At 75.8% G+C, this 12,820-nt stretch carries 9 protein-coding genes and 1 pseudogene; 4 read left to right on the forward strand and 6 right to left on the reverse strand.

The window, feature by feature from the left end; all coding sequences use genetic code 11:
* Nucleotides 1-583: pseudogene (locus tag RM779_RS14050) on the reverse strand (hypothetical protein); the annotation flags it as partial.
* Nucleotides 584-792: 209 nt separating this feature from the next.
* On the opposite strand from RM779_RS14050, the gene RM779_RS14055 reads away from it, so the two are divergent.
* On the forward strand, nucleotides 793-2,799 hold the full coding sequence (locus RM779_RS14055; RefSeq protein ID WP_311618019.1) for an MDR family MFS transporter: 2,007 nt from the start codon (nucleotides 793-795) through the stop codon (nucleotides 2,797-2,799).
* 193 nt (nucleotides 2,800-2,992) lie between these two features.
* Nucleotides 2,993-3,682 (forward strand): HAD-IA family hydrolase, encoded by a 690-nt coding sequence (locus RM779_RS14060; protein WP_311618020.1) that lies wholly within the window; start codon nucleotides 2,993-2,995, stop codon nucleotides 3,680-3,682.
* A 184-nt stretch (nucleotides 3,683-3,866) separates the two neighbouring features.
* On the opposite strand, the gene RM779_RS14065 is transcribed toward RM779_RS14060, so the two are convergent.
* On the reverse strand, nucleotides 3,867-4,445 hold the full coding sequence (locus tag RM779_RS14065) for a superoxide dismutase family protein (RefSeq protein ID WP_311618021.1): 579 nt from the start codon (nucleotides 4,443-4,445) through the stop codon (nucleotides 3,867-3,869).
* 197 nt (nucleotides 4,446-4,642) lie between these two features.
* Between RM779_RS14065 and RM779_RS14070 the strand changes: the two genes are divergently transcribed.
* Entirely contained in the window at nucleotides 4,643-5,308 is a 666-nt protein-coding gene (locus RM779_RS14070) for a DedA family protein (protein ID WP_311618022.1), read from the forward strand.
* A gap of 403 nt (nucleotides 5,309-5,711) precedes the next feature.
* Complete coding sequence (locus tag RM779_RS14075; RefSeq protein WP_311618023.1) at nucleotides 5,712-6,317, forward strand: response regulator transcription factor; 606 nt, start codon at nucleotides 5,712-5,714, stop codon at nucleotides 6,315-6,317.
* Here the strand turns inward: RM779_RS14075 and RM779_RS14080 are convergent.
* The 4 genes from RM779_RS14080 to lanKC all read right to left on the reverse strand — a co-directional run bounded on the left by RM779_RS14080 (nucleotide 6,204) and on the right by lanKC (nucleotide 12,748).
* On the reverse strand, nucleotides 6,204-8,063 hold the full coding sequence (locus RM779_RS14080; protein ID WP_311618024.1) for an ATP-binding cassette domain-containing protein: 1,860 nt from the start codon (nucleotides 8,061-8,063) through the stop codon (nucleotides 6,204-6,206). The genes RM779_RS14075 and RM779_RS14080 overlap by 114 nt on opposite strands.
* Nucleotides 8,056-9,786, reverse strand: a complete 1,731-nt coding sequence (locus tag RM779_RS14085; RefSeq protein ID WP_311618025.1) for an ABC transporter ATP-binding protein — start codon at nucleotides 9,784-9,786, stop codon at nucleotides 8,056-8,058. Before RM779_RS14085 ends, RM779_RS14080 begins: the two co-directional genes overlap by 8 nt.
* A gap of 101 nt (nucleotides 9,787-9,887) precedes the next feature.
* A complete protein-coding gene (locus RM779_RS14090; RefSeq protein WP_107485122.1) occupies nucleotides 9,888-10,028 on the reverse strand; it encodes a SapB/AmfS family lanthipeptide in 141 nt (46 codons plus the stop codon).
* A 104-nt stretch (nucleotides 10,029-10,132) separates the two neighbouring features.
* Nucleotides 10,133-12,748 carry a class III lanthionine synthetase LanKC gene (gene lanKC, locus RM779_RS14095; RefSeq protein ID WP_311618026.1) on the reverse strand — a complete coding sequence of 872 codons (2,616 nt, stop codon included), beginning with the start codon at nucleotides 12,746-12,748 and terminating at the stop codon, nucleotides 10,133-10,135.
* Between the last annotated feature and the right edge of the window lie 72 nt (nucleotides 12,749-12,820).

Here is a 12,820-nt window from a genome sequence, read left to right on the forward strand (position 1 = left end):
GGGTGGGGGTGGGGTCGGGGCCGCCGGTCGTGGGCGAGGGGTCGGGCTCCGGCTCCCCGGTGTCCGGCCGTTCGGTCCCTTCGGTCTCGGGGGTGGGCCCCGGCCGCGGGGTGTCCCCTTCCGGCTCGGGCGGCGGCTCCCCGCGGTCGGGCAGGACCTCCTGGCCGTCCGGCAGGGCGACGCTCGGCCCGGTGCCGTCGGTGTCGAGGACCTGTTCGTGGCGCCCGTTGCCGCCGAGCAGCGAGGCGGCGAGCGCGGTGCAGCCGACGACCGCGGCGACGGCCCCGCCGGCCGCCGCGGCGATGCGGTGGCGTTCCCGCGGCTTGCGGTGGGAGGCGGGCGGGCGGTGCGAGCCGTGCACGACCACGGAATCCGCGTCCCGCGGGGGCGGCGCGGCGGCGGGGGCCGGCGGGCCGGGCCGACCGGCCGAATCGAGGGGGAACAGCGCGACGTCGGCCGGATCGGGGCCGTGCTGCGGGGGGTCGACCGGGTGGGAGAGGGAGTGCGTCCAGCACCGGCAGTCCGGCTCTCCGGTGGACAGCGACGGCCGGCCGCATATCAGACACTCGGCCCGGTCGGTCATCGCGCGCTCCCCTCCCGGTCGATTGGCAGCGATTATGCACCACCCGGGTGGGGGTGGCCGGGGAGTCGCCCAACAAGCCGGACACGCAGATTACGGACAAAATGGCCTCAACGCTGCACGTGCAGAGCACGCGTGCGCCGGACACCCGCGCGTCAGCGGTGCGGCGCCGGCACCGGGCCGGCGCCCGCGACGAGCGCGAGGAGACGCCCATGACCGTGCGGCCCCCGCCCGCCCGGCAGTCCCGCGGCACCCTGTGGCTGTCGATGAGTGCCCTGCTGCTCGGCCTTTTCCTGGCCGCGCTCGACCAGACGATCGTCGCCACCGCGCTGCCGACGATCGTGGGTGATCTCGGCGGCCTCGACCACCTCTCGTGGGTCGTCACCGCCTATCTGCTGGCCGCCACGGCGGGCACACCGCTCTGGGGGAAGCTCGGCGACCAATACGGCCGGAAGAGGCTGTTCCAGACGGCCGTGGTGATCTTCCTGGCCGGCTCCGTGCTGTGCGGTCTCGCGCGGAACATGCCCGAGCTGATCGCCTTCAGGTTCCTCCAGGGGCTGGGCGGCGGCGGGCTGATCGTGCTCTCCATGGCCATCGTCGGCGACCTCGTGCCGCCTCGCGAACGCGGCCGGTACCAGGGCCTGTTCGGCGCCGTCTTCGGCGCCACCAGCGTGCTGGGGCCGCTGCTCGGCGGGCTGTTCGTGGACCACCTCGGCTGGCGCTGGGTGTTCTACATCAACGTGCCCGTGGGCGGCGTGGCGCTGGCGGTGATCGCGGCCGTCCTGCACCTCCCGGCCCGCCGGGAGCGGCACGTGATCGACTACGCGGGCTCGTTCCTCATCGCCGCGGCCGCCGGGGCCTTCGTCGTCATCGCCTCGCTCGGCGGCACCACCTGGGACTGGGGCTCGTGGCAGATCGCCGCCCTGGCCGTGCCGGCGGCGGTGTGCCTGGCCGCGTTCGTGCGGGTGGAACGCCGCGCCGCGGAACCGGTGCTGCCACCGGCCCTCTTCCGCAACCGGACGTTCACGCTGTCCTGCGCCATCGCGTTCGTCGTCGGCTTCGCGCTGTTCGGCGGCATGACCTACCTGCCCACGTTCCTCCAGGTGGTGCACGGCATCTCGCCCACCCTCTCCGGCGTGCACCTGCTGCCGATGGTGCTCGGGCTGCTGCTGACCTCGACCCTCTCCGGGCAGCTGATCAGCCGCACCGGCCGGTGGAAGGTCTTCCCCGTGCTCGGCACGGCCGTCACCGCCGTCGGCCTGGTGCTCCTGCACACCCTCGACCGCGACAGCGGCAACCTGGAGATGGGCGTCTGCTTCGCCGTGTTCGGCATGGGCATCGGCATGGTGCTCCAGGTGCTGGTGCTGGCCGTGCAGAACGCGGTGCCCTACGGCGACCTGGGCGTGGCGACGTCGGGGGTGACGTTCTTCCGCTCCATCGGCGCGGCTTTCGGCGTGGCGGTGCTCGGCACGGTGTTCACCGGCCGCCTGCGGGACGGTCTGCACGACGCGCTGGGCGGCACGGAACTGCCCGCGGGTGTGACGGTCGAGTCGCTGCTGCACGACCCGGAGGGCCTGGGCGCCCTGCCCGCCACCGCCCGCGCGGCGGCGCTCGGCGCCTATGCGGACGCCATCACCGCCGTGTTCCTGTACGCGGTCCCGGTGGTCGTGCTCGCCCACGTGCTGGCCTGGCTGCTGCGCGAGGACCCGTTGCGCGAAAGCGTGCACGCCCCCGACCTCGGCGAGGCGGTGCCGCCGAGCCCCGTTCAGCGTTCGTCCCGCGAGGAGTGCGCCCGCGCGCTCTCCGCGCTCGGCTCGCGCGCCGGGCGGCGCGACATGTACCGGCGGATCGCCGCGGCGGCCGGCGTGGACCTGCTGCCGGCCGCGTGCTGGCTGCTGCTGCGCATGGCGCGGGACGGCTCGGCGGAGCCGGGGCTGCTCGCGGACCGGGCCGCGGTGCCGCTCGATGTCGTGACGGCGGCCGCGCGCCAGGTGGAGGAACGCGGGCTCGCCGTGCGGCAGGGCCTGTCGCTGGTCCTCACGGACGCGGGCCGCCGCGTGGCGGACCGGCTGGCCGAGGCGCGGGAGAACGCGCTGGGCGAGCTGCTCGGCGACTGGTGGGGCCCGGACCGGCCACGGGATCTGGCCGAGCTGGTGCACGACCTCAGCCGGGAACTGGGCGGCTCGCGGGCCGAGTGGCCGCGCGGCGGCCCGACGTGAACCGGGGTCGAACGCGCGGCGACGCTTTCGTTCCGGATGCCGGTGGGGGGTGGCGCAACCCGCCCCCGGTTTTGTACCGTTGACAAACAAAGTGGTTCCGCCCGCTTCCCCGACCGTAAACGGGCGGGGCCACTGGCTTCCCGTCCACCCGCATCGCCCGCATCGCCCGCATCGACCCTGGAGCCCGCCACCGATGTCGCCCCTCAACCTGACGGCCCGCGCACTCCTCCTCGACATGGACGGCACCCTGCTCGACTCCGACGCGGTCGTCGAACGTGTCTGGCGGTCCTGGGCCGAGGCGCGCGACGTCGACCCGGCCCGCGTCTTCGCGATCATGCACGGACGGCAGGCGTACGCCACCATGGCCGAGTTGCTGCCCGAGCGGCCGATGGCGGAGCACCGGGCGGACGCCGCCCGGCTGCTGGCCCGGGAGACCGCCGACACCGAGGGCGTCGTGCCCATCCCCGGCGCCCAGGACTTCCTCGCGGCCATCGCCGGGGCCCCGCACGCGCTGGTCACCTCCGCGGACGCCGCCCTGTCCGACGCGCGCATGGCGGCGGCCGGGCTGCGGATGCCGGACGTGCGGATCACCGCCGAGTCGGTCAGCGCGAGCAAGCCGGACCCGGAGGGCTTCCTCAAGGGCGCCGCCGAGCTGGGCGTGGACCCGGCCGACTGCCTCGTCTTCGAGGACTCCGCCGCGGGCATCGCCGCGGCCCGCGCCGCGGGGATGCGCGTGATCGGCGTCGGCCCGCGGGCCGCGGCACTCGCCCCCACCGCCTACGCCGCCACCCTGGAGCAGGTGCGGGTCGAGGCCGCCCCCCGGACGCGCCCCGAGGGCTTCCCCCCGGCCGACGGCCTCATCCGCCTCACCGTCAGCCGTTGATCATCCGCCCTTGATCATCCGCCCCTGACCGTCGGGCCCTGACCGTCCGCCGACGGCCGTTCACCGACGCCCGTTCACCGACGCCCGTTCACCGGGGGCGCACAAGTGTGCGCGGTGTTGCGCACCGGGCGTGTTCCCGCCCGGGAAGGCCGGGCGGGAAGGGACCGTGGCGCCGCCGCCGGTCTCAGCGGGCGGCCGCGTCCTCGCCTGCGAACGGGAGGGTGAAGCACGCCACCCGGCCGCCCGCGTCGCCCGGCGGGTGCTCGTCGTGGCCCTCGGACGTGGCGCGCTCGTGCAGCACCACCGAGCCCGCGCCGCCCGTGCGGAACAGCCAGTTCTTACCGGTCTCCGCCTTGCCCACGCCCCGCGCGTCGACCGTGAAGTCCAGCCAGACCTCGTTCTGAGCGTCGACCACGCCCGGCTCGTCCTGGTAGTGACCGCCCGAGTCGGCCGGGTCGGCACCGCACGGTTCGGTGTGCACGTGGGTGCCGTAGGTGTGGCCGGGCACCAGGCCGAGCGCGGCGACCTCGATCTGCATGGCCTCACCCCTGATGGCCTGGGCGACGTGGATCGTGGAACCGGCCGGCACCAGCTCCTCGTCGTAGGTCACCGCCTTGGGCACCTCGCCGCCCGCCTCGCCCACCGGGGCGAAGCGCCCGGCGTCGTACAGCAACACATCGCCCTGTCCGGCAGCGGCCACCGCGGCACCCGCCGTGGCGAGCACCGCCGCCATGGCAGCCGCGCCCGTCGCGAGAATTCTCATCCGATCTCCTTCATGGTGATTGCCTTCCTCCGGTTCACCCTGCACAGTGCAGACTTTGAGATGCCCACCACACGCACCCGCGTGCACCGTGCGAGGGACCCAGGCGTACGCTGTACGGCGGAACCAAAGCCGTGCAAGAGCGCGTCAGATCGAACACGCAGCCGCACACGGCACCGGACAGGGGAATCGGGGACACCGTGCAGGAGACCTTGGGGATACTGCTGTACGCCCCGTGGATCTACGTGATCGTCGCCGCGTCCATCCTGCTCGATGTCTTCGTGCCGCTACTGCCCAGCGGCGCGCTGGTCGTGACCGCGGCCACCGTGGCCGCCGGCGCCGCCGCCGATGTCGCGGGCCTGCCCGGGCCCGGCTCCGCCGACCCCCGGCTGCCGCACCTGCTCGTGCTCGTGCTGTGCGCCACCAGCGCCTCGATCGTCGGCGACCTGCTCGCCTACCGGCTCGCGCTCCGCGGCGGGCGCCGCTTCGACAGCGCCATCGCGCGCTCGCGGCGGCTGTCCGCCGCCCACAAGCGGCTGGAGTCCGCCCTGGTCCGCGGCGGCGGGCCGCTGGTCGTGCTGGCCAGGTTCGCCCCGGCCGGACGCGCCGTGGTCAGCCTCGGCGCGGGCGTGGCCCAGCGGCGCACGCGGGACTTCCTGCCCTGGTCGGCGCTCGCGGCCGTGGTGTGGACCGGGTACAGCGTCGGCATCGGCTACCTCGGCGGTCAGCTGCTTGGCGCCAGCTGGTTCAGCACCGGCCTGTCGATGGTGGCCCTGATCGCGGCGGGCGGCGTCGCCGTCCGCCTGCTGCGCCGCGCGCCCGCCAAGGGCTCCGCGGCCACCTCCACGGCAGCACCCACCGTCTGAGCCCCGCCGCCTGAGCCCCGCCGCCTGAGCCCCGCTGGCCGAGTCCCGCTGGCCGAGTCCCGGCGGCCCTGCCCCGGCACCGTCCGGGCGGACGGACGGCCCGCTCCCCCGTTTCCGCATTACGCGTGATCCCGCATTCGAGCCCCGCCGAACGCAATTCCGTGGTATCGGCAGGAAATTGCCCGGGGAAAATGCCCCCCCGTTGGACGCGTTTTCCCGCCGGTGCCACGGAAAACTGTCCGAAATACGCGGGCGGCATTTCTTCCGTGCGCCCCCGTGCGCCCCGGCGTGCTTCCTGCCCGTACCGGGCCGGGTCGGCGTTCCCCGGACCGCAGGGCACGGATATGAGGAAACTAGGTGGTCGAGGGACGAGTCCGAGTCACCGCCCAAGGAGGCACCACACGTGATCCGGTTGCTGTTCGTGCACGATGACACCTTGCTGCGCTGCGCGCTGACCTCACTGCTCGGTGCGGAGGAGGACATCGACGTCATTCCCGCTTCCTGGGAAGAATGGGCACGGATGGAGCCGCGCCGCCAGGAGGCCGTCTGGCTCGTCGACGCGACCTGCGCCGGGTTCGCCCGGCTGGCGGACGCCGCGGCGCCGCACCGGCTCTACGACCCGGAGGACCACGGCCTGGTGGTGCTGGCCCCGGCCGGCAGACCCGGCCTGCTGCACCGGGCCTTCGAGGCGCGCGCCCTCGGCTACGTCAGCAAGGAGGCCGCGCCGCAGCACCTGCTCGACGCCATCCGCACGGTCGCCAAGGGCGGCCGTTACGTGGACGAGGCCCTGGCCTACGACTTCCTCAGCGCCTCCCGCATGCCGCTGACCCCGCGCGAGCTGCGCGTCCTGTCCCTGGCCGCGGACGGCGCCCCGGTGCCGGAGATCGCCGGGGAGTTATGGCTTGCGGAGGGAACGGTGCGCAACTACCTCGCCGCGGTGATACGCAAGACCGGCGCCAGGAACCGGGTCGACGCCATCCGCATCGCCAGGGGCGCCGGCTGGGTCTGACCAGCCCGCGGCCAGGTCGCGGAACAGGGCGGAGCGGGTGAGCAGCTCGCGCGGGGTGCCGGTGAGCAGGTCAGCGCCGTCGAGCACGAGCACCCGTTCCGCCCTGCGGGCCGAGCTGATGCGGTGGGCGATGACGACGAGCGTGCCGCCCGGGCGGGCCGCGAAGGCGCGTTCGGCGCGCGCCTCCGCGGCCGGGTCCAGGTGGCAGGTCGCCTCGTCGAGCAGCACGACCGGGGCGGTCGAGAGGAACGCCCGTGCCAGCGCGATCAGTTGGCGTTCGCCCGCGGACAGTGCCGCCGGGTCGACCGTTCCGCCTGGGCCGCCGAGGCGGTCCACGAGTTCCCCCGCGCCGACGGCCCCGGCCGCGGCGAGCAGCGCCGCGTCGCCCGGCGGCCCGGGGTGCAGGCAGCCGAGGTTGTCGGCGACGCTGCCGCCGAAGACGTACGCCTCCTGCGGGATCAGCACCCGCAGCGCGGCCAGTTCGGCGGCGCCACGCCCGGCGACCGGCTCGCCGCACAGCCGCACCTGGCCGGCCCGCGGGGCGAGCAGCCCCGCGGCCAGCGCCGCGAGCGTCGACTTGCCCGCGCCGCTCGGTCCGACGACGGCCAGGTGCTGTCCCGCGGGCACGGCCAGGTCGACGCCGTCGAGGACCGGCGTGGCCCGGCCGCCGTAGGCGAAGGTGACGCCGCGCAGCTCCACGGCGTTCGCGCGCGGCGCCCGCGCCCGCCGCCCGGCGGCGAGCGGCGGGGCGTCCTGCGGCGGGCCGTCCGGCGACGGGCCATCCGGCGACGGGCCATCCGGCGGCAGGGGGTCGCCGCGCAGGCGGGTGAGTACCACGGCGAGCCGGGTTCCGGCGCTGCCGATGCCACCGATCAGCGCCTGGAGCGCGGGCAGCAGCGCCTGGGTGACGAACGTGAGGGCGCCGAGCAGCCCACCGGGCGTGACTCCGTTGCGCAGCAGCCACGGGCCGAGGAACAGCAGCAGCAGCACCGGGAGATGGCCGCCGATCGCCACGGCCACCACCCGCACCGCGCCCCAGCGGCCCAGGGCGAGGGCGGCGGCCAGCTCCGCGTCGACGCGCGCCGCGACGCCCGCGGCGGTCCGTTCCTCCGCGCCCGCGGCCGTGACGTCCCGCAGCCCCGCGACGGTCGCGCCGAACGCGTCGGCCAGCGCCTCGTCCGCGACCAGTACGGCGCGCTGCCGCCTGGCCAGGGGGCGCAGCGACCAGCAGAAGACGGCCAGGGCCAGGGCCAGCGGCCCCAGCACGAACGGCAGCAGCACCGGCGCGAGCCAGGCCAGGCCGGCCAGGGCGCCCGCGGCCGTGCACAGGAACATCTGGAGCACCAGGATCAGCCCCGCGAAGCTGTCGCGGGCGATCTCCACCTGGTGGGTCAGGCGGGAGACGTCGGCGGTGCCGCCGTCCGGGCGGCCGGCCCGCACCGCGCGGTGCAGCCCGCGGGCGACGACCTCGCGCACCAGCTGGTCGCGCAGCGGCTCGGCGAGCGCGCCCACCGCCCGGTGCACGCGGCCGGTGCCGAACGCGCCCGCCGCCGCACCGGCGGCGGCCGCGGCCAGCCAGCCGAGGCCCACCCCGGTGCGCCCGGCCAGGAACCCGTCGTCCAGGGCGCGCGCGAGCCCGTAGCCGAGGAGGAACGTCTGCGCGGCGGGCAGCAGCGACCAGGCCGCGAGGGCGGCCAGGGCGCGGCTGCGGCGCCGCAGGAACGCGAAAGCCCCCAGGTCACGCATCCGCGGCCACCTGCTCCCCCGCCCACAGCGCCCGGTAGTCGGCGCGCCGCCACAGTTCGCGGTGGGGCCCGAGGGCGCGGATGCGGCCGTCGTCCAGCCAGGCCACCAGGTCGGCGCGCGCCGCGGAACCGGCGCGGTGGGCGACGATCAGGCGGGTGCGGGCCGCGGAGTGCGCGGCCAGGGCGCGCGTGACGTGCAGTTCGGTGACCGTGTCCAGGCTCGACGTCGCGTCGTCCAGGATCAGCAGCCGCCCGCCGTGCGCGAACGCGCGGGCCAGGCCGAGCCGTTGCAGTTCCCCGCCGGACAGCGGCACGTCGGCGCAGCGGGTCGCGTAGCCATCGGGCAGCATCCGGACGAACCCGTCGGCGCGCGCGGCCACGGCCGCGGCCTCGACGCGCGCGCGGGGCGGCGGGGCGGGCCCGGGGCCGAGACCGATGGCGCCGGCGAGGGTGCCGCCGAGCAGCGCGGGCCGTTCGAACGCGTAGCCCACGGCGCCGCGCAGGGCGTTCCGGTCGAGGTCGGCGAGGGGCACGCCGTCCAGCAGGATGCCGCCGCCGTCCGGCTCGGTCAGACGGCCGGCGAGCGCGGCGAGCAGCGACTTGCCCGCGCCGGAACGGCCGACGAGCGCCACGGTGGTGCCGCCCGGCACCACGAGGTCGAGGCCGCGCAGCACCTCGCGCCCGCCGCGGCGGGCCGTCACCCCGCGGAACTCCAGCCGCCCGGGGCCGTCCGCGGGCAGCGTCCGCGCGCCGTACCGCGGCGGGGGAACGGCCAGCACCTCGCCGACGCGCCGGGCCGCGGCGCGGGCGCGCACGAGGCGGTTGAGGTGGCCGACGAACAGGCCGATGCCGGCGGCCAGCGCCGCGTACCTGGCGACCGCGAGGAGCCCGCCGACGCTGAGGTCCCCGGCGGCGAGCAGCAGCCCGCCGGTCGCGACGACGGACAGTGTCAGGAGCGGGGTGAGCAGGGCGGCGCGGGCGGTGGCGCGGGCGGTGACCCGCCACATGCGGTGCCCGTGGGCGCCGAGGCCGGGCAGCGGGGCGAGGATGCGGCGGCGTTCCGCGCGTTCGGTGCCGGCGGCGGCGATCGTTCTGGCGCCGCGCAGCGCGTCCACCAGGCGGCCGGCGATATCGGCCTGGCAGCGCTGGTAGTCCGCGAACGCGTCGCCCGCGGACCGGGCGAACGCCCGCAGCAGCAGCGCGAGCAGCGGCAGTCCGGCGAGGAAGACCAGGGCGAGCCGCGGGTCGGTGAGCACGAGGGCGACGACGGCTCCGGCCGGGGTCACCGCGGCGGCCACCGCCGCGGCCAGCGCGGCGGGCGCGGCGCCCGCGTGGACGGCGTTGCCGCCTGCGCGCGTGACGAGGTCGCCGTGCGGGAAGCGGTCGGCGGCGCCGGGCCCGGCGGCGAGCAGCCGCCGCAGGAGCCGGCCGCGCAGCCAGGCGGCGGCGCGGGCGTCGGCGCTCGCGGTCAGGACGGTGGTGGCGGCGCCGAGCGCGGCCTGGCCGCAGAGCAGCGCGGCGCTTAGCAGGCTCCAGCCGTTGACCGCGTCGCCCGAGGTCAGCAGCAGGTCGAGGGCGCGGCCGAGCGCGGCGGGCAGCGCGAGCGCGGCGCCCGCGCCGGCCAGGGCGAGCAGGCACAGCACCGCCATGCGCGCGGCGCCGTGCCTGGCGGTGGCGCGCAAGGTCGGGCCGGCCGGGGTCGGTTCCGCGGGGGTCTGGGGCATGGGCGGTCGCGGCTCCTTCTGAACGGTTGGGCCGGGAACGGGCGCGGCCCCGCGCGGTGTGCGCGGGGCCGCGGAATCCGCCGGGCTGCCCCGGAACGGAATCAGAGACAGAGAATGACGCTGTTGGAGCTGTGGGTGTCGCAGATCAGCAGGCTGACGCTGCTGATGTCGCCGCCGCCACCGCCGCCACCGCCATCGGTGGCCGTCTCGGGCTCCATGCTCTGCAGGTCAAGAAGCGACATGTCAGTTCCTCTCCTCGAACGAATACTCGGGTTGATGGTGCGTGGTGGTGCGTGGTGGTGCTTTGGGTGGTGCGTGGTGGTGCGGTCGTGCCCGCGGCGTCCCGTCAGGCGGACGGGGGCCGGGTCTTTGGGTGGTGCCGCGGATGCGGCAGGAAGGGCAGCCGCGGGACGTCCCCGGCGTCCCCGGCGCGGTGCAGGGCGGCGCCGAGCGCCAGCAGGCAGCCGGCGGTGCCGGTGGCCAGGTCCATGGACAGGCGCATCATCTGCTCGCCGGGGAAGGCCAGTTCGCCGCGGTAGGCCATGGCGTACCAGTCCAGCGCCTCGATCTGCGCGGCAGCCCCCGCGGCCCCGGTGCGTGCAAGGTGCCAGATCATCCCGGCCCGGCCCCGGAACAGCCCCGGCTGCGCGTAGTACCGCAGCCGCGCCGCGGGCAGCACCTGCCGGCCGGCCTGTACCAGGTCCTCCTCGGCGGGTCGGCCGGCCGCGAAGGCCGCGGCGAGGTAGTCGTCCAGGACGGCCGCGATGCCGACGCTGCCCTCGCCGAGGTACGGCATGAGCCGGTCGCCCTCGTCGACGAGCAGCGAGCCGGAACGGTCGGCCCGGCAGTGCGCCAGGTCGCGACGCAGCGCGTCGGCGGCCTGGGCGAGCAGCCGTTCTTCGCCGGTCCGCTCGTACCGGCGCAGGAACAGCAGCGCCGCCCCGGACGCGCCGTACAGCAGCCCGGCCCGCCGGTGGCCGCGCGGCTCGGGCGGGCCCGCGAGCCGTTCCGCGGCAAGACCTGCCGCACGGCCGGCGTGCACGGCGAGCGCCGGATCGCCGGTGTCCGCGGCCAGTTCGTCCAGCACGAGGCCGATACCGGCGAGACCGCCGAACAGGTGGACGGGCAGCCGCTCCCAGCCCTCGCCCAGCGCCCGGGACGCGAGATCGAGCGCGGCCGGGGTGTGGCCGAGGCGGTGCAGGGCGTGCACGACGCCGAAGAGGCCGTCGTACAGGCCGAGCGGGCTGTTGCGCGGCGGGTCCGCGGCGCGGCGCAGCAGCCAGCGTTCGCCTTCCGCGTACCGCTCCACGCCGGTCTCGGCCAGCGCGTACAGCACGCCCGCGGCGCCGTGCGCGAGCCCCAGGCCGCCGCCGGGCGCGAACTGGGCGATATCGCCGGGGAACAGCCGGTCGTCGCGTTCCGGGGTGGCCGATGCCAGGATCGCGCGGGCCATGGAGTCGCGGGCGGCGGGCCAGTCGCCCGGCGCCGGCGGCGCGGCGCGCGGCGGCGTCCCCACCTCGGCCCCGGGCCGACCCTCGATCTCCGCGACGGCCTCGTCGAAGAACGCGGCGGGCACGTCGGGGAACTCCCTGGCGGCCACCCGCGCGAGATGCGCGGCCTTGGCCGGGTCGACCGCGAGCAGCGTGGTCATCGGCAGGAACAGCGCGAGCCGCAGGCAGGCCAGCGCGTAACGGTCGATGGCGAAGCCCGTGCGGCCGGCCGGGGCCACGAAGCCGGGGTGCGCGACGATCTGCCGCACGCCGTCACCGGCCGGGGCCGCCGCCTCGAAGTCGAGCAGGGTCACGGACGTTCCGTCGGGGCCGACCATGATGTTGTACATGTGCAGGTCGTTGAAGACGAGGCCGCGGCCGTGCAGGGCGGCGACGGCCCGTTCGACGTTGCCGTGCACCGTCAGCGCCCACCGGGTGTAGGCGGCGACGGCGGCCGGTTCCGGGTCCGTGGCAAGCAGCGGGTGGCGTTCGGCGAAGAACGAGTTGAGCGTGCGGCCCGGCACGTGGTCCATCACCAGGAAACGGTGGTCGCCGACGGTGAGCCAGTCCCGTACGGCCGGGGCCACGGAGAGCCCGGCCAGCAGGTCGAGGGCGTCCTTCTCGCGCTGGAGCCGGGTGACGGCGTCCGCGCCGTCCGCGGCGAGACCGGCGTGCGGGCGCGCCTCCTTCAGCACCACCGCCTCCCCGGTGCGCAGGTCGGTGCCGCGGTAGACGCCGCCGCCGTTGGAGAAGTGCAGCGCGCTCTCGATGCGGTACGGCAGGTCCGCGAGCGTGACCCCGTTGCGCGCCGCCAGGTGCGGGGCGAGGAACGGCGGCAGCGTGACCCAGTCGGGAACGGTGAACGCCGGCCCGCGGCGGTCGGGCACCAGTCGGCCCTCCGCGTTCTCGATCGCGGGCACCACCGCGCCCGTTCCGTCGTCGCAGAACCGCGGGACGAAGCCGCCGTAGCGGACGTACAGCGGGCCGCTCCCCCAGCGCAGATCGGTCAGGACGTAGGGCCCCGGCTCCCCCGCGAGCAGGTCGCCCAGCTCCGTGAGCACGTCGCGCAGCCGCGCCTCGTCGGCCGGGTAGATCGTGACGAACTTGCCGCTCGAATGGCGCCCGGCGTATTTGGAGTTGCGGAGGTAGAGCAGATGCGCGGCCGGTACGAATTTGAAGGGAATGCGGCGGGGAACGCAATAGTCCCAGACTTTCGCGGCGGTCTTGTCGGCGTTGTCGAGGCAGGCGGATACATGAACTTTCCAGCCCTGCGGCGGCATGACCGCATCACGCGGCTGCAAGTGCAGCCAATCACCGAAGCGTTCGGAGAACCAGCCCTGCGGCACGGCGCGCCGCGCCGTTTCGTACAGCCCTTCCTGGTGGCCCTCGCCGCCGAGTCGCGCGGTGGCGCGCTCGGGGGCCTCGTAGAAATGCCGGTCGACCAGACAGAAAACCTCGTACCGCTTGTCCATTGCCCTCCCTCGGGAAGTGACAATGAGGTTTCCACGGCGGGAGGTTGTTCAGACAGTCACCGGTGTCACGTC

This window comes from Streptomyces johnsoniae (assembly GCF_031845565.1).
In the GTDB taxonomy this organism is placed as follows: Bacteria; Actinomycetota; Actinomycetes; order Streptomycetales; family Streptomycetaceae; genus Streptomyces; species Streptomyces johnsoniae.

Excerpts from the sequence above, each read along its gene's own strand:
- RM779_RS14055 (WP_311618019.1), top strand. The coding sequence starts at position 793 with ATGACCGTGCGGCCCCCGCCCGCCCGGCAGTCCCGCGGCACCCTGTGG.
- RM779_RS14060 (WP_311618020.1), top strand. The coding sequence starts at position 2,993 with ATGTCGCCCCTCAACCTGACGGCCCGCGCACTCCTCCTCGACATGGAC.
- RM779_RS14065 (WP_311618021.1), bottom strand. The coding sequence starts at position 4,445 with ATGAGAATTCTCGCGACGGGCGCGGCTGCCATGGCGGCGGTGCTCGCC.
- RM779_RS14080 (WP_311618024.1), bottom strand. The coding sequence starts at position 8,063 with ATGCGTGACCTGGGGGCTTTCGCGTTCCTGCGGCGCCGCAGCCGCGCC.
- RM779_RS14085 (WP_311618025.1), bottom strand. The coding sequence starts at position 9,786 with ATGCCCCAGACCCCCGCGGAACCGACCCCGGCCGGCCCGACCTTGCGC.
- RM779_RS14090 (WP_107485122.1), bottom strand. The coding sequence starts at position 10,028 with ATGTCGCTTCTTGACCTGCAGAGCATGGAGCCCGAGACGGCCACCGAT.
- lanKC (WP_311618026.1), bottom strand. The coding sequence starts at position 12,748 with ATGGACAAGCGGTACGAGGTTTTCTGTCTGGTCGACCGGCATTTCTAC.